Source organism: Alistipes sp. AF14-19 (genome assembly GCF_003461645.1).
GTDB classification, from domain to species: domain Bacteria; phylum Bacteroidota; class Bacteroidia; order Bacteroidales; family Rikenellaceae; genus Alistipes; species Alistipes shahii.
The window spans coordinates 14,980-30,092 of sequence record NZ_QTXM01000008.1 but is presented as its reverse complement, the minus strand read 5'-3'; the positions used below and the strand labels follow the sequence as shown (position 1 = coordinate 30,092).

20 protein-coding genes are annotated in these 15,113 nt (G+C 59.0%); 8 read left to right on the top strand and 12 right to left on the bottom strand.

Translation table 11 applies throughout. The annotated features are described in order from the left end of the window. Nucleotides 1-16 precede the first annotated feature (16 nt). Nucleotides 17-253, bottom strand: a complete 237-nt coding sequence (locus tag DWW03_RS08525) for an acyl carrier protein (RefSeq protein ID WP_015546678.1) — start codon at nucleotides 251-253, stop codon at nucleotides 17-19. A gap of 178 nt (nucleotides 254-431) precedes the next feature. Here DWW03_RS08525 and pepE point away from each other — a divergent pair, with 178 nt between their 5' ends. The 4 genes from pepE (at nucleotide 432) to DWW03_RS08505 (ending at nucleotide 3,696) form a co-directional block, all read left to right on the top strand. After that, entirely contained in the window at nucleotides 432-1,133 is a 702-nt protein-coding gene (gene pepE, locus DWW03_RS08520; RefSeq protein WP_022061736.1) for a dipeptidase PepE, read from the top strand. Nucleotides 1,134-1,149: 16 nt separating this feature from the next. Continuing rightward, the gene (locus DWW03_RS08515) at nucleotides 1,150-1,992 is read left to right on the top strand and encodes a prephenate dehydrogenase (protein ID WP_015546676.1); all 843 of its coding nucleotides are present in this window, start codon (nucleotides 1,150-1,152) and stop codon (nucleotides 1,990-1,992) included. After that, nucleotides 1,992-2,357, top strand: a complete 366-nt coding sequence (locus tag DWW03_RS08510; RefSeq protein ID WP_015546675.1) for a YraN family protein — start codon at nucleotides 1,992-1,994, stop codon at nucleotides 2,355-2,357. Before DWW03_RS08515 ends, DWW03_RS08510 begins: the two co-directional genes overlap by 1 nt. A gap of 112 nt (nucleotides 2,358-2,469) precedes the next feature. Continuing rightward, nucleotides 2,470-3,696 carry a 3-deoxy-D-manno-octulosonic acid transferase gene (locus tag DWW03_RS08505; protein ID WP_022061735.1) on the top strand — a complete coding sequence of 409 codons (1,227 nt, stop codon included), beginning with the start codon at nucleotides 2,470-2,472 and terminating at the stop codon, nucleotides 3,694-3,696. A 351-nt stretch (nucleotides 3,697-4,047) separates the two neighbouring features. Here DWW03_RS08505 and DWW03_RS08500 read toward each other — a convergent pair whose 3' ends face one another. The 3 genes from DWW03_RS08500 to DWW03_RS08490 all read right to left on the bottom strand — a co-directional run bounded on the left by DWW03_RS08500 (nucleotide 4,048) and on the right by DWW03_RS08490 (nucleotide 8,377). Then, nucleotides 4,048-5,742: an LruC domain-containing protein gene (locus tag DWW03_RS08500; RefSeq protein ID WP_118406609.1), complete on the bottom strand. Its 1,695-nt coding sequence runs from the start codon at nucleotides 5,740-5,742 to the stop codon at nucleotides 4,048-4,050. A 68-nt stretch (nucleotides 5,743-5,810) separates the two neighbouring features. Then, the gene (locus DWW03_RS08495) at nucleotides 5,811-7,097 is read right to left on the bottom strand and encodes a histidine-type phosphatase (RefSeq protein ID WP_118406608.1); all 1,287 of its coding nucleotides are present in this window, start codon (nucleotides 7,095-7,097) and stop codon (nucleotides 5,811-5,813) included. Next, nucleotides 7,091-8,377 carry a serine dehydratase subunit alpha family protein gene (locus tag DWW03_RS08490; protein WP_022061732.1) on the bottom strand — a complete coding sequence of 429 codons (1,287 nt, stop codon included), beginning with the start codon at nucleotides 8,375-8,377 and terminating at the stop codon, nucleotides 7,091-7,093. The genes DWW03_RS08495 and DWW03_RS08490 overlap by 7 nt, the downstream gene beginning before the upstream one ends. A 73-nt stretch (nucleotides 8,378-8,450) precedes the next feature. Here DWW03_RS08490 and DWW03_RS08485 point away from each other — a divergent pair, with 73 nt between their 5' ends. Continuing rightward, nucleotides 8,451-9,008, top strand: a complete 558-nt coding sequence (locus DWW03_RS08485) for an NUDIX hydrolase (RefSeq protein ID WP_022061731.1) — start codon at nucleotides 8,451-8,453, stop codon at nucleotides 9,006-9,008. 163 nt (nucleotides 9,009-9,171) lie between these two features. On the opposite strand, the gene DWW03_RS08480 is transcribed toward DWW03_RS08485, so the two are convergent. The 3 genes from DWW03_RS08480 to DWW03_RS08475 all read right to left on the bottom strand — a co-directional run bounded on the left by DWW03_RS08480 (nucleotide 9,172) and on the right by DWW03_RS08475 (nucleotide 10,408). Further along, complete coding sequence (locus tag DWW03_RS08480) at nucleotides 9,172-9,615, bottom strand: nitroreductase family protein (protein WP_022061730.1); 444 nt, start codon at nucleotides 9,613-9,615, stop codon at nucleotides 9,172-9,174. Continuing rightward, nucleotides 9,573-9,848 (bottom strand): nitroreductase family, encoded by a 276-nt coding sequence (locus tag DWW03_RS17070; RefSeq protein ID WP_022061729.1) that lies wholly within the window; start codon nucleotides 9,846-9,848, stop codon nucleotides 9,573-9,575. Before DWW03_RS17070 ends, DWW03_RS08480 begins: the two co-directional genes overlap by 43 nt. Before the next feature lie 89 nt (nucleotides 9,849-9,937). Next, nucleotides 9,938-10,408, bottom strand: a complete 471-nt coding sequence (locus tag DWW03_RS08475; protein WP_022061728.1) for an HRDC domain-containing protein — start codon at nucleotides 10,406-10,408, stop codon at nucleotides 9,938-9,940. Nucleotides 10,409-10,523: 115 nt separating this feature from the next. Here DWW03_RS08475 and DWW03_RS08470 point away from each other — a divergent pair, with 115 nt between their 5' ends. Beyond that, entirely contained in the window at nucleotides 10,524-11,369 is an 846-nt protein-coding gene (locus DWW03_RS08470; RefSeq protein WP_118406607.1) for a 4Fe-4S dicluster domain-containing protein, read from the top strand. A gap of 2 nt (nucleotides 11,370-11,371) precedes the next feature. Then, nucleotides 11,372-11,809 carry a GNAT family N-acetyltransferase gene (locus DWW03_RS08465; RefSeq protein WP_022062032.1) on the top strand — a complete coding sequence of 146 codons (438 nt, stop codon included), beginning with the start codon at nucleotides 11,372-11,374 and terminating at the stop codon, nucleotides 11,807-11,809. A gap of 146 nt (nucleotides 11,810-11,955) precedes the next feature. Here DWW03_RS08465 and DWW03_RS08460 read toward each other — a convergent pair whose 3' ends face one another. Further along, nucleotides 11,956-12,390: an Hsp20/alpha crystallin family protein gene (locus DWW03_RS08460; protein WP_015546665.1), complete on the bottom strand. Its 435-nt coding sequence runs from the start codon at nucleotides 12,388-12,390 to the stop codon at nucleotides 11,956-11,958. 216 nt (nucleotides 12,391-12,606) lie between these two features. On the opposite strand from DWW03_RS08460, the gene DWW03_RS08455 reads away from it, so the two are divergent. Further along, nucleotides 12,607-13,131, top strand: a complete 525-nt coding sequence (locus DWW03_RS08455; RefSeq protein ID WP_022062033.1) for a GNAT family N-acetyltransferase — start codon at nucleotides 12,607-12,609, stop codon at nucleotides 13,129-13,131. Nucleotides 13,132-13,194: 63 nt separating this feature from the next. Here the strand turns inward: DWW03_RS08455 and DWW03_RS08450 are convergent, their stop codons facing one another. The 4 genes from DWW03_RS08450 to DWW03_RS17065 form a co-directional block, all read right to left on the bottom strand. Beyond that, a complete protein-coding gene (locus tag DWW03_RS08450; RefSeq protein ID WP_015546663.1) occupies nucleotides 13,195-13,425 on the bottom strand; it encodes a helix-turn-helix domain-containing protein in 231 nt (76 codons plus the stop codon). Between the two features lie 609 nt (nucleotides 13,426-14,034). After that, nucleotides 14,035-14,451 (bottom strand): aspartyl protease family protein, encoded by a 417-nt coding sequence (locus tag DWW03_RS08445; protein ID WP_118406606.1) that lies wholly within the window; start codon nucleotides 14,449-14,451, stop codon nucleotides 14,035-14,037. Then, a complete protein-coding gene (locus DWW03_RS08440) occupies nucleotides 14,432-14,776 on the bottom strand; it encodes a hypothetical protein (RefSeq protein ID WP_181989612.1) in 345 nt (114 codons plus the stop codon). The genes DWW03_RS08445 and DWW03_RS08440 overlap by 20 nt, the downstream gene beginning before the upstream one ends. Next, a complete protein-coding gene (locus tag DWW03_RS17065) occupies nucleotides 14,742-15,062 on the bottom strand; it encodes a leucine-rich repeat protein (protein ID WP_118406604.1) in 321 nt (106 codons plus the stop codon). The genes DWW03_RS08440 and DWW03_RS17065 overlap by 35 nt, the downstream gene beginning before the upstream one ends. Between the last annotated feature and the right edge of the window lie 51 nt (nucleotides 15,063-15,113).

The window sequence follows — 15,113 nt, the reverse complement described above, 5'->3', positions numbered from 1 at the left end:
CGTTGTTTAAGGGAAATTATTTCTTGTGTTCCTCGATATACGAGATCGCGTCGCCGACGGTAGCGATCTTTTCAGCGTCCTCATCCGGGATCTGGATATCGAAAGCCTTCTCGAACTCCATGATCAGCTCTACAGTGTCGAGCGAGTCTGCGCCCAGGTGGTTGGTGAAGCTTGCTTCGGGGACTACCTCCGACTCCTTGACACCCAGTTTGTCGACGATGATCTCGACAACTTTTGATTGAACTTCTGACATAATTTTAATTTTTTAGTTAAACAATTATTTGGAAATAGTTCTTTTACATTTCCAGAGCAATTTTGCGCAAAAGTAACACTTTTTTTATTACTTTTGACAAAACGGCCTGTTTTTTTATTCACAACTTTTTCGACATTTAGCACAAAAATTTAATTAATACATTCAAAACCACAACCTTATGAAATTGCTTCTGATCTCGAATTCGACCAATGCCGGCGAGGAATACCTGCGCTATCCGCTGCCAGAGATAGGGCGTTTTCTCGACGGGGTGCGCGAAATCGTCTTCGTTCCCTACGCGGCCGTCACGTTCTCCTACGCCGATTACGAAAAAAAGGTGCAGGCGCGTTTCGCCGAACTGGGCATCCGCGTGCGTTCGGTCCACCGGGCCAAGGACCCCGCCGCCCTCGTCCGCGGGGCCGAAGCGATCTGCGTCGGGGGCGGCAACACGTTCGCCCTGGCCAAAAAGATGCAGCAGCAGGGGCTTATGACGGCCATCCTCCGCAAAATCAAGGCCGGAACGCCCTACGTGGGCTGGTCGGCAGGCAGCAACGTCTGCTGCCCGACGATCTCGACAACAAACGACATGCCCATCGTGGAACCGGAGTCGTTCAAAGCCATCGGAGCGGTCAAATTCCAGATCAACCCCCACTACCTCGACGCCAACCCCGCGGGGCACGCCGGGGAGACCCGCGAACAGCGCATCCTGGAGTATATCGAGGCCAATCCGCGCCGTTGGGTGGCCGGACTGCGCGAAGGCTGCATGCTGCGCTGCGAGGACGGGAAACTGGAGCTGATCGGCCGACGCCCGATGCGGATGTTCCGCAAAGGAGTCGAAACCTTCGAGGTCGAACCGGGCGGCGACCTGTCTTTTTTATTATAAATAGGTATATCGTTTTATGAAAGTACTGATTGCGGGTCTGGGCCTTATCGGAGGCTCGTTCGCCCTGGCCCTTCGCGACCACGGCATCGCAGAGGAGATACTCGGGGTCGAAAGCTCCGAAGAACACGCTGCCGAGGCGTTGCAGCTGGGCCTTGCGGACCGGATCGTGAGTTTCGAGGAGGGTGTTCCGGAAGCCGATCTCGTGGTGCTGGCCACCCCCGTCGACACCATCCCGCTGATGGCTGTCAAGGCGCTCAACCGCGCGGGCGGCAGGCAGGTGGTGATGGACATGGGTTCGATCAAGGGCGAGTTGTGCGAGGTGATCTCGATGCACGCCCGCCGCGGACGCTTCGTCGCCGCGCACCCGATGTGGGGTACGGAGTACAGCGGTCCGAAAGCCGCCCAGCGGGGCGCGTTCACGGGCCGCAGCGTCGTGCTGTGCGACACGGTGCGGAGCGACAAGGACGCCCTGGCCACGGTCGAAGGCATCTTCCGCACGCTGGGCAGTCCGGCCGTCTACATGGACCCCGAAGAGCACGACCTGCACGCGGCCTATGTCTCGCACATCTCGCACGTCACCTCGTTCGCGCTGGCGCTCACGGTGCTCGAAAAGGAGCGCGAGGAGCGTCACATCTTCGACCTGGCGGGCGGCGGTTTCGAGAGCACGGTGCGCCTGGCCAAGAGTTCGGCGGCAACGTGGGTCCCGATCCTGTTGCGCAACAAATACAACGTGCTGGACGTGCTGCGCGAACACATACACCAGTTGCAGATCATGCGCCGGATGCTCGAACGCGACGACGCCGAGGGGCTGAAAAACGCCATGGAGCGCGCCAACACCATCCAACGCATCATCCACTGATGACCGCGGCAGCCGAAACGGGCCGGGCCGGCGAACGCGCCGCGACGGAATACCTCCGACGTGCGGGGTACGAAATCTGCGCGCTCAACTGGCGGCAGGGCCGTTACGAGCTGGACATCGTGGCCTGCCGGGAAGGCGTGCTGCATTTCGTGGAGGTCAAGACCCGGCGCTCCGGGTCGCTCACGCCTCCCGAGGCAGCCGCCACGCAGCGCAAGTTCCGGGCCTTGTCGCGCGCCGCCGCCTGCTACCTGCGCACCGTGGGCTGGGAGGGCGAAGTGCAGTTCGATCTGGCGGCCGCCGAAGCCGCCGCCGACGGGAGCGTCCGCGTCGAACTGATCGAAAACGCGCTGGAATACAATTGGTAATTTTGCAGTTCCGACAAATTGTACTATCTTTGCCGGACTGAAAAAGAACAGCCTGACGTCGGGTCACCGGGCGCAGGCGTTAGAAACTGAAAACTCAACACCGTAAATACCGATGTGGTTCTATAATTTCGGTCTGATTCTCTACGTTTGGGCCATCCGTCTCGTGGCGCCGCGCCATCCGAAGGCCCGCCTTTGGATCGAAGGCCGCAAAGACCTCTTCCGCCGCATGCGGGAGGCAATCGCCCCCACGGACAGGATCATCTGGATACACGTCGCGTCGCTCGGAGAGTTCGAACAGGGCCGCCCCATCATCGAACAGCTTCGCAAGACGCACCCCGAATACAAGATTCTCCTGACCTTCTTCTCGCCTTCGGGCTACGAAATCCGCAAGAACTACAAGGGCGTCGACTACATCTTCTACCTCCCGATCGACACGCCGGGCAACGCCCGCCGCTTCCTCGACGCCGCGCACCCCGAAATCGCCATCTTCGTCAAATACGAGTACTGGCTCAACCTGCTCCGCGAACTGCGCCGCCGGAAGATCCGCACCTACGTCGTGTCGGCCATCTTCCGCCGCAATTCGGTCTTTTTCCGCCCCTACGGCGGCATGTGGCGACAGGCGCTGGAGTCGTTCGACGTGATGTTCGTGCAGAACGAGGAGTCGAAAAAACTGCTGGCGACGCTGGGCTTCGACAACGTGCTGGTGGCCGGGGACACGCGCTTCGACCGCGTGGCGGAGATCGCCCGCGCGGCCAGACGCATCGACGTCATCGACCGCTTCAAGGGCGACAACCGCCTGTTCGTGGCCGGATCGACATGGGAGCCGGATGAAGAGCTGCTGATCCGGCTGATAAACGACAATCCCGACGTGAAATTCGTCGTCGCACCCCACGAAATGGACGAGTCGCGTATCGCACGGCTGATGGCCGAAACCAAAGGCGGCGCGCTGCGCTACACGCAATGCACGCCCCGCACGACCTACGGTTCGCGGCAGCTGCTGATCCTCGACACGGTGGGGATTCTCGCCTCGGTCTACGGCTACGCCACCTGGAGCTATATCGGCGGCGGCTTCGGCGTCGGCATTCACAACACGCTCGAAGCCGCGACGTTCGGACTTCCGGTGGCCTTCGGTCCCAACTACGAAAAATTCAAGGAGGCCCGCGATCTGGTGACGCTCGGCGCCGCCCGGTCGGTGACCGACTACGAGCAGTTGCGCACGTGGTTCGTGCCCCTGCGCGACAACGAGGAGTTCCTGCAGAAAACCAGCCGCATCGCCAAGGATTACACCACCCGCCACCAGGGAGCCACAGGCATCATCGTCAAAACGATTTTCCACTAAATAGCCGGCAGGCCCTCGCGTTCCGAACCGGACCGGAGGCATTTCCGCCCCCTTCCCGCCGTCGTTACAACAGCGGTCGGAGGCTGCGCGCGAACAACGGGCCGCCACAGCAGTCGCATCACACGGTCGCCGCCAAAGCGGCGGACAGCCCCGTAAACCGGGCATCCCGGCTTTCCGGAAAGCCCTTCATGCCGCAAGCGGCAAATATGCGGGAGAGCCTCCGCCTGGTCCCAAATTCAAATGAGGAGATTCGCGCACCGAAAAAAACGGGGCGGATGGAACGTACGTCACGCACAGTCCATCCGCCCCGTTTAACAGTTTGTGCGGAAAGCCGCTCACAAACCGGGAACGTCAACGCCCGAACAGCAGGGTCGCATCCTTCGGACGCTTGTACCAGTCCTTTTCACGGGAACCGCCCGAAGCGCTTTTGAGGAACCAGTAGCAGTCGTCGATGCTCTGCATCTCCTGCGGCCATTCGAACTTCCACGAGGCGTCGTCGGGGTCCGAAAGCGGAATGTCCAGCACGCTGGGATACTCCGCCGTATTGAAGCTCGACGGATAGATATAATACTCCGATTCGTTTTTCAGCCAGGGGACCACGTCGCCGTAAAGCGTTTGCACGACAGGCTCGCCGACGGGCTCGAAAGCCTGCGCCGCATAGACGTTCCGATAGCCCTTCAGGCCGGAAAGGAACGGCTGGAAACCCTTCGAATCCCGGAATCCGAAACTGTTGGACATATGCGATCCGGTCGCCATCAGCTGCACGGTGATCTGCTTGGCCCGGTTTTTCGACTGGTAGTAATCCCTGATCTCATATTGAACCACCGCATCGTTGAAGTCGAAATCGCCGCGGTACGGATAATTGTCCTCGAACAGGTAAAGCCCGACGGAGGTCTTGCAGGCGATCTCCTCGGGGTCCTTGTTGCCGCTGTTGCCGATCTCGACCTCCTCGCCGGGGGCGATGGTCCTCGGGTTGCTCTCGATCATGCAGAGAATGTCGTTGTAGTCGCCGTCGTATTTCGCGCTCTCGGTCACCACGCGGTTCTCCATGCCGAGGATGTTGCCCTGAAAATCACCCTCCGTGACGTGGCAGATATAACCGTTGGCCAGATGCCGGTCGACGATCCGGAACGTCTTCTTGTCGTCCTGGTACGTCAGCGTATAATCCTGCACGCGCTCGTTGAGCCGGAGCGTGGTGAAACGGAATCCGCCGTTGCTCACCGTGCTGTTGCCGATGTAAACGAATCCGAGGTTCAACCCCTTGGGGAATACGCCCAGTTTGTAACGCTTGTAGGAGGCGATATTCGACGAGAACTCCTCCCGGGTGTAGAAAACCCAGCTGCGCTGCGCCCGGACCTCGGAATAGGGAATCGCGACCACTTCGCCGTCCTTCACCCCGTAAAAGGTGCAGTCGCCGAGCGTCAGCCCATCCTGTTTCGAAGAGGGATAGGTGTAGAACCAGAGTTTGCCGAAAAGCTGGCTCTGGCGGCAGCCGCCGTCGCCGAGAAACGTGAGCCAGATCTCCGCCTCGTCGAAATCGCCCGAACTCGGCGTCCGGTCGATCACCAGGTCGGTGCACTTGAAAAGGTCGTCGCCCCGGACGTTATTGGTCTTTTCGGGAAAATAGATGCTGTTGACGGCCGTCATAACCCGGGCGCTGACCGGATTCACATCGGCGGCGCGGCTCTGCGGGCCGGGCCGGGCAGCGGCCGAGATCGACAGGTTCCCCACCTCGTAACTTTTCATCTCGCCCTGCGCCACGACATACAGCCTTTCAACGTCCTTCGGCACGTCGAGCGTGATCGAAACAGGCGTAAAACCCGTCAATGCAGGCTGTTTCACAAGCGACTCCCCGTCGTAGGGATTCCCGAAATAGACCGCATAATACTCGCCGGCAACCTCGGAAGCGATATTCACCGCCACGGTCGTCCGGTTGTCGAATCCCCTGGCATACTTTTCATAAAATTCGGTATTATCAACATCCTTGTCGATACACGACGCGGCCGACAATGCCGCGAGCACGAATGCCAGTCTGGAAATGTACATGGTTCAAACCTTTGATCGCTCAAAGATATACATTTCCGCCCAAAAACCAAATCAATTCGTCATCTTTTTCAGTTTTCCGCTCCGTACAACGCTTCACAGTATCTCTTCAGCTCTTTCCACGGATAGTAAGGGCCTCCGGCGAGGGGCAGATTGGCGTCGCGCTCATTATGCAGCACGCGGACGCGCACGTCCCCCGTTTCGGGATTGCGGAAGAAGATGAACTGGACGTTGGTTCCCATCGGCGTCACCGTATGGGCGTTCCACGCCGCAGCTACATCGTCGAGCGACTCCACGCGGGCATAGGCTCCCTCGGCGCGCAGCAGGGCCAGCAGCGGAACCACATAGGTGTCGTGACCGAAACGCAGCGAGGCCGAAAGGTCCGATTCCCCCGCAACGACGCGGTCGGCCGTCTCGACGATATTGCGCAGCAACGGCCTGGCATCGGCGACGAGCGGATCGCCGAAGCGGGCCGAAGGTCCCATGATCAGGTAACGGCGGACGTTCTCGCACTCCCAGAGCGCATAGAGTTCCTCTCTGGTGAAGATTTCATAGAACGGCTCGATGCCCAGATGGCTGACGTCCTGCGTGATGGCGGCCAGCATGAAAAGATCCTCCATCAGATCCAGCGGCTCGTCGATGCACCCGGGGTCGGTGACGAGCGACTTCACGAACCGGTCGGGGTTCACACGCACGCGGGTCAGGCTGTCCGCAACCGCCGAAGCGGCCCCGCGGCTTGCCTTGAGCGAGGGTCCGTTGGCCAGATAACAAAGATCGCGGGCGCTCGCATCGCGCGTGGCGCGGATCGCGGGATTCAGCTCCTTGAGACGTTCGTTGAAAGCCGCCATGCTCAAGATACAGCGCGGAACCTGCGTCGAGCGGCTCTCGATACGGCACACGCGGCCCCCGTCGGTCGAGAAAACCCCGGGATAGGCGGCGAACATCCGCTCGGCGATGCCGCGGTGTTCCTGTACGCCGCGGGGCGAAAGGTCGCCGTAGCGTTTGCAGGCATCGGCGGCCAGCGTCTCGACCTTGGCCAGCACCTCGCGGCCCTTGGGGGTCAACGCCCCGGCCTTGTCGGCTTTGCGCAGCGCGGCGAGCGGCTCGGCATAAGCCTCCTCTTTCGAGTGGTAGCGGCTTCCGTGACGGCCGTAGTGGCTGATGTAGAACGGCTCGTAGCCGTCGGGAACCGGAGCGGCAGGACCGGGCAGGTACTCGTAGGAGTGGTAGATGCTCGCGGTGAGTTCGGGACGGGAGGCCAGTTGGGCAGGGGTGGGCTGCGCAGCGGCGCAGGTCGCGGCCAGCAGCAGCAGGGCCAGCAGACGGGTTTTCAGTGTAAGATATTTCATAGTCAGCATTTATTGGTCATAATCCGGAGTACGAGGCTGTCGGTCTCGTTCATGCCGTCGCGGCCGATGGCGGTGAGGTTGCGGATACATTTGTCCACATCTTCCTCGATGATGCCCTCGACCGGGGTGACGCAATGGCCGTCCATGGCCATCATGGCCGACAGCACGGCCGTCGAGACGCCGCTCGTGAGCTTCATCGCACAACTGGGCTTGGCTCCGTCGCAGATCATGCCCGTCAGGTTGGCGATCATGTTCTTCACGGCCGCGGCCGCCTGGCCGTAGCCGCCGCCCATCAGGTAGGTGATGCCGCAGCTCGATCCCGTGGCCGCCACCACGCAGCCGCACAGCGCCGACAGACGTCCCAGGCTCTGCTTGATGTAGATGACCGTGAGGTGGCTCAACGTCAGCGCCCGGATCATCTGCTCCTCCGAGGCGTGCGTCTCCTCGGCGTAGACCACCACGGGCAGCGTCGCGGCGATGCCCTGGTTGCCGCTTCCCGAGTTGCTCATCACGGGGATCATCGCCCCGGCCATGCGGGCGTCGCAGGCGGCGGAGGTGTAGGATAGTATCCGTGTGAAGATGCTGTCGCCCATCACCTTCCGCTCGCGGTCGCAGCACAGCGTGCGGCCCACGCAGTGACCGAACTCGCCCGCGAAGGAGCGTTCGGCGGCGGCCTTGTTCAGGCGGCTGGTTTCGAGGATGAAGCGCAGTTCGTCCAGCGGCGAGGTCATGGCGAAATCCCATATGCGCGCGAGGGTCAGGGGCACGTCCTCCTCCTCCCCGCCGCCCGCCGCCGGGGTCCGCCTGTCGAGCAGCGTCTCGCCGTCGCGGCTGACGAAGACGAAGGAGGTATGTCCCCCGGCGATGACCGCCACGGCCCTGTGGCCGGCGGCTTCGGCCTCCGCCTCGATATAGAGTTTTTCATCGACGTCCTCTTTCAGGCAGATCGCGATGCGCCGCCCGTCGATCATGCGGCGACCGCGTTCGACGGCTTCGGGCGTCACGTCGCACAGCACCTCCAGCTGATATTCCGAACGCCCCACCAGCGCCCCGAGGGCTACGGCGATCGGCAGTCCGATCATCCCCGTACCGGGGATTCCGACACCCATGGCGTTCTTGAGGATATTGGCGCTCAGGCGCACCGTGATTTTTTCGGGTTCCCCGCCCAGCGTTTCGGCGGCACGGGCCGTGCACAATGCCACGGCGATCGGTTCGGTGCACCCGATGGCGGGGACCACCTCCCGGTTGATGAGGTCTATGATTTGGTTGCGTTCGGCTTGAGATAGCATGATCGGCAAATTTCTTGAATCGCAAATATAACAAAAAAACACTATTTTTGCCCTATCCGAAAGCATTACAATGATGGAAAATCCGAAAAACCGCAAATGGAAAGTCCTCACGAGCGAATATCTCGCCCGCAAACCGTGGTTCACCGTGCGCCACGAAAGCCTCGAACTGCCCGACGGACGCCGCATTCCGGATTACTATGTGTTCGAATATCCCGACTGGATCAACGTCACGGCCGTCACCCGCGACGGACGGTTCGTGCTGATCGACCAGTACCGCCACGGGCTGGGCGAAACCTCGTATGAAATTCCGGCCGGCGTCACCGAGCCGTCGGACGCCTCGCCGCTCGACGCCGCGCAGCGCGAACTGATGGAAGAGACGGGCTACGGCGGCGGCCAGTGGCGTCTGCTGACGACCCTCTCGGCCAACCCCGCCACACAGAACAACCTCACCTACTGCTACCTCGCCACGGGCGTCGAACCGCTCGGCGAACAGCGTCTCGACCCGACGGAGGACCTGCGCGTGCACCTCTTGACGCGCGAAGAGGTGCTGGAGCTGCTCCGCACCGACCGTATCCGGCAGGCCCTGATGGCCGCGCCGCTGTGGCGTTATTTCGGAGAAGGCAACGAGTAGCCGCCAGCCCCGGATTCGGGCGTCGGGCCGCACCCGACGCATCGGATAGCCGGCCTTCAGGCGGTCGACGTCCGAAGCGCGGAGACAAGTCCCGGCCGGTCCATCGGCGACACGAAAAAGGGCGGCCCTTTCGCAGGGTCGCCCTTCCCGCCGGCCGGAAGGCCTATTTGCCGACGGTCTGCGCCAACGCCACGAACCAGCGCGCCGGCTCCAGCCCGAGGGCCGCCAGCAGTTCCGCCTCGGGAACGCTGCCGCGCGTGATCGAGCGCAGGCCGTGCCCCGCCGTGTAGAGGTTGACATTCTCGGCATAGCCCGCGGCATCCTGCCCGCAGAGGTAGCGGACGTGCTCCGCCGGGATATTCCGGCCCTCGTATACCGTCCGGTCCGCCAGATAAACCAGATTCAGCGGCGCGGCGAAGACGAAGTCCTGCATCCCGGTCAGTTTGCGGCGGTCGCCCTCCAGCACGCGCACCAGCTTATGCGTCCGGGCGTCGTAGCGATAGACGCCCTCGGCGAAAAACGCATAGACACGCACCGGATAGAGCGCCAGCGCCGAAGGAGCCGTCAGGCGGTCCTGCCGGGGCGGTTGATGCCGGCGGCGGCCCACACCACGCCCGAAAGCTCTTCGAGCGTCAGCGGCGCGGCCGCATATTCGCGCCACGAGCGGCGGTTGGCCAGCGCCTCGTTCACACTCGTCCCACCCACGGTGTCGGGGGCCGCGAGAACGATCTCCGGGCCGTGTTTCACTTCGGTTTTCGTCGCCGCGGCCTTGCGGGCCGACGGACTTCCGCAGCATGCCGCCATCAGCAGCGCCGCACAGGCAATCAGTTTCGTTTTCATCTTTCCCAAAATTTAGTTGTATCGCAGCGAATATAGAAAAAAATTCCGGTCCGCACCCGTTTTTCCGGCACGAACTCACTTCCGGACATTCAGTCGAAATCCGCCTCTGCGACCGAACCGAGCACGGCAACGATCTCCTCGCCGTAGCGTTCGGCTCTGCGGGAACCGAATCCCGCGATCGAAAGCAGGTCGGCAGGCGAGGCGGCTCCGCTCCGGGCCACGTTGAGCAGGTCGCGGTTCGAGGCGATGACAAAGGGCTTGCAGCCCATTTCGGCCGCACGCCGGTCGCGCCACACGCGGAGCGCCTCGAAGCGTTCGCACTCCCCGGGCGTGAGTTCCGCCCCCGCGGGGAGGTGCCTGCCGGCCAGCGCGGCGCGCATCGCGGGTTCGTCGGCGGTCTTCTCGTTGAAAATGACAAGCAGCATCCACGCACTGCGGCTGCGCAGGCATCCGCAGTGCAGACGCGGCACGCGGACGGCCGAAAGGAATTCGTTCACCGTCCGCTCGTCGTGTTCCCGGAAAGCCGGGTCGACGCGGATTTCAAAAGTTTTGATCCTCATAATCTGTCGTTTAAAGTTGCGGGGCAAATATAAGCCAAAGAGCCGTAATCTGCAACAAAAGGTCCGAGGCACGGGATTTTTGATTATCTTTGCCCGTAAGTCAACACCCAACGCCATGAAACCGGAAACCGTCTGCACCGTCGTCTTCTCGCCGACGGGCACTTCGAAAAAAATCGCCGAGACCGTAGCCCGGAGCATCGCCTCCGACGCCGGGACCGAAGCCGCCGCCCTGAAAACCATCGACCTGACGCACGCCGCGGCACACTCCGCCGCACTGTCGGCCGGCGCCGTGGCGGTTATCGCCGCCCCCGTCTACGGGGGACATGTGGCCCCGACGGCCGCAAAAAGACTGGAAACGCTCCGCGGCTCGGGAACGCCCGCCGTGGTGATCGCGGTCTACGGCAACCGGGCCTTCGAAAAGGCCGCCGCGGAGCTGGCCGCGCTCGCCGCCCGGCAGGGATTCGTCCCCGTGGCCGCAGCAGCATTCGTCGGCGAGCACTCGTACAGCACCCCCGAAACCCCCGTCGCCGCAGGACGCCCCGACGCGCAGGACCTCGCCCGGGCCGCGGAGTTCGGCGCCGCGGTGCGCAAAAAACTCGCGGCGGGAACGCCTGCCCCGGTCGACGCCGCAAAACTGAAGGACGTGCACACGCCGCTCGTGCCGATGCTGCGCTTCATCCGTTTCGTCGTGGGCTACCGCCGCCGGCAGAAGAAAAACCCGGTCGTCTACCTGCCCGCATGCGATGCCGACCGCTGCACCCATTGCGGCCGCTGCGCCGCGATCTGCCCGACGCAGGCCATCGCGCGGGGCGACGAGGCGCACACCGACCCTGCGCGCTGTATCCGCTGCTGCGCCTGCGTCAAGGGATGTCCGGTCGGAGCACGGAGTTTCCACACCCCCTTCGCCGCAGCCCTCGCACGCAGCTTCACCCGGCGCAAACAACCCGTAACGATCTTATAATCATGGTCGAGCGTCTCGCATCTCCGGCTGCGCACGAACTCGACGCACTTACCGATCTGTGGGAGAGGTCGGTACGCGTCACGCACGATTTTCTGGCTCCGGAGGACATCCCCTTTTTCCGCCGCATGGTGCGCCAGGAGGCGCTTCCGGCTGCGGAAATCTATGTCATAAGGGATTCCGGAAACGGATTCGCAGCCTTTGCGGGCATCGGAGCCGACCGGCTCGAAATGCTGTTTGTCGCGCCCTCCGCGCGCGGAAAAGGTCTGGGGCGCGAACTCGTGGAGCACGTCGCGGTCCATTGCGGAGTGCGACGCGTGGATGTGAACGAACAGAACGCGCAGGCCGCGGGATTCTACGCACGGATGGGTTTCCGCATCGTCTCGCGCGACGCCCTGGACCCGTCGGGTCGTCCCTACCCCATTCTCCACCTCGAACGCTGACAAACGACGGGCCGCCTCTCGGCCGCCCGTTCCGCCCGTTCCGCATACCCGCTGACCGCCAGCGGCCCGTCGCCCACTGCGGCCGTCGCAAAAAAAGGAGAACCCGTTCAACGGATTCTCCCTCCCCATTATAGAATGGCCGCAGGCTATCTGACCTCGATCTGGCGGGCCGCAACGGCGGCTTCCGTCTCTTTCTTCTTGGGAATCTCGATGGTCATCACGCCGTTCTCGACCTTGGCCGCGATCTTCTCGCGCACGACGTTGTCGGGCAACAGCAGGCTCTGCTGGAATTTCGTGTAGGAAAACTCGCGGCGCAGATACGTGCCCTTCTTCTTGTCCTCCTCCTTCTGCTCGGCCTTTTTCTCCATCGTGACGATCAGCTCGTTATCCTCGTTGATATGCACCTTGAAATCCTCCTTGGTCATACCTGGGGCGGCGACTTCCACCTTGTATTCGTTCTCATCCTCGATGATGTTGACGGCCGGAGCCGTGGTGTTGTGGCGTTCGGCAAGCCAGTCGTTGCCCAGAAAATCGTTGAAAATGCTCGGCAGCCAGTTCTGATTACGTCTTACAGGTACCATAGTTTTGTCCTCCTTGGTTTTATTTGGTTTAACATTTCGTTTCATCTCTGCGCCTCTTATGAAGCGCTTTCGTATCCGATACGGTCAAATCCTATGCCAGTTCGGAGAAACTGAAAAAATGTCATAAATTGTCACAAACGCGGCACAAAATTGCCGAAAAGACAGAAAAAATGTCCTGACAGTATGGCGTCTTAAATATTTTCCTATTTTTGCAACATGGACAACGAATTGATTTTCCGGCAGGCACAGTCCTGCGAAACGGACCGCATCATGCAGATCATCCGCCAGGCACAGGCCCGGATGCACGCGGCAGGCAGCCGCCAGTGGCAGGACGGCTATCCCGCCCCGGGACATATCTCGGCAGACATCGGCCGCAACCGCGGCTATGTATTGTGCAAACCCGGCGTGGAAGGCCCGCTTTCAGTGATCGCCTACGGCGCGGTGGTGTTCGACGGCGAACCGGCCTACGACGCCATCGACGGACAATGGCTCACCGACGAGCCGTACGTGCTGGTGCACCGCATAGCGGTCGCCGACGGGGAACGGGGCCGCGGCGTGGCGGCGGAATTCCTGCACCGTGTGGAGACACTCGCACAGGAACGCGGCGTCAAAGCCTTTCGCATCGACACCAACTTCGACAACCAGACCATGCTGCGGCTGCTCGAACGCACGGGATTCACCTATTGCGGGAAAGTCGTCTACCGGAGCGGCGAACGGCTGGCTTACGAAAAACGAATCTGAAAACACTCCGACACAAAAAACAGAACCCGAGGCTCCACTCCCCGGGTTCTTTCATTTCACTGTTCAGCGCGTCACTATCTTCTTGAAGAAATCCTCCAGAGGAACATTGTAATAATCGCACAAATCAGCCAGCGTCGTCAGTGAAATGCTATGCCTTCCGCTTTCGATCCGCCCGATGTTCAGGTCGGTGTCGAACCGGACATTTTCTTGAGTAAGGCCTCTCTCCCGGCGGACTGTTTTCAGCCGATCCACTACTTGTTTCACCAGAATCTCATTACGCCGCTGCCGTTTCATAATGCAAATTTCCGCAATTATGCACTCAATTTTTACTACACACTTGTAGCACAGCGACTAAAACGACACCTTCAAGCGTGTAGTTGCCGGAAGCACAACGAATACAAATCCATTCAAGCCACTTTTCGGCCTTTTTGAAATATGCAAAAATAAAAAAATTGTTGTATAAAGCAGCGAAAACAACCGGAACAGCGGCGAAAAAGCTGATGCCGGGGACCGTTCGTCACAGTTTTCACAACCCGGTCTTCGGATCGCCCCCGTCTTCCGAATGTGCACCGTATGCGCTGCAAATCCGGCCCCGTTCGACTCCCGCAGAGTAGCGGTGAGCGCCGACTGGAAAAGAAAAACGACCTGCATTTCTGCAAGTCGTTGATTTTTAAGTGGTACCACCAGGAATCGAACCGGGGACACAAGGATTTTCAGTACAAACCATTGAAAATCACAACAGTTACACCGTCTGTATCTTAAGATTCATTTCCAATTTATCCACCTATTTTGGGTAAGACACAGGGAAAAACAAGACGTTGGGTTAAACAAAATTCATTACATATTTGTACACCTATCTCTCTTATCATTATAAGATTTAGGTGTTCAATTCAAAAGAGGTTATTAAGGTATGAACAGACATAGTTTTTCAAAGTCAAGCCCCCATTTCTGTTGCTCCATAAAAGAGCATCCCAACAGACCGTGAATCTGTATGCCCGATTCTTCCTCCACTTTTCCAAAAGCCGAGGATAAATCCATCACCGAGAAATCTGCTTTGTACTCCCGTTCTTCCAGAGAGAAAGTCAATTTAACAACATCTGTGGTCTGGAGTGTTCCATCTATCCCGAATTGCTGCTGTTGGGCTGTTCCTCCCGAAAGTTGGAAGAACTCAGCCACTCTTTTATCAAGGACATTGATGTTACTCCCCGTATCAAGCAAAAAGCACAGGTTCTTGGCCTGTGCTTTTACTATGAGGAGGGGTAAACCTACTTGGATTAGACTCTGTTGGAGTAGAATTTTATTATTTTCGTTCAATCTCATCTATTTCATCTGTACTAAATTCAATTTCAATGACTTTTGATTTTAGAGGCGATATACTATTATCATAACCTGCAACTCTTATCACTCCATAAGTATTGAACTGGTTTTTCATATTCTGCAATGCTGTTTTTAAATCCATAGATAAAACATGCAAAACAGTAACCCCAGTTTGGTATTTCTCATAAGATTTAGTATCAGGCATAAAACTCACCCCAACAGCATGGCGTTGCATTTCTACAAGATTGAAAATCCTCTCAATCGACGGGTGCTCGTTATTCTGCATATTATGATTATTGTATCGTTTTAATTGATGAATAATATTCACTCCACGAACTATTTTTATATGCTTCAAGACTCTGAGAGGGGACATACAATACAAAATTCTTACATCTGAAATCATTTAATATCGGAGGAATAGAGGGATAACAATAAATATTCGCCAAGTTTATGCAATAATACATATCAATCATCTCCACACTTGCGGGAATTTCAATGGAAGTTAAAGCTTCACAATCACAGAACACACCTTCGACCATATATTTTAATTGCGATCCCTTTTCGAAAGTCACACTTCTCAAAGAGGAGCAGTTTCCGTATTTGCAACCAGTTATTTCTCAATAGTTTGTGAGTAATAAGTCAGAAATATGGTCGTAAACTTTAAT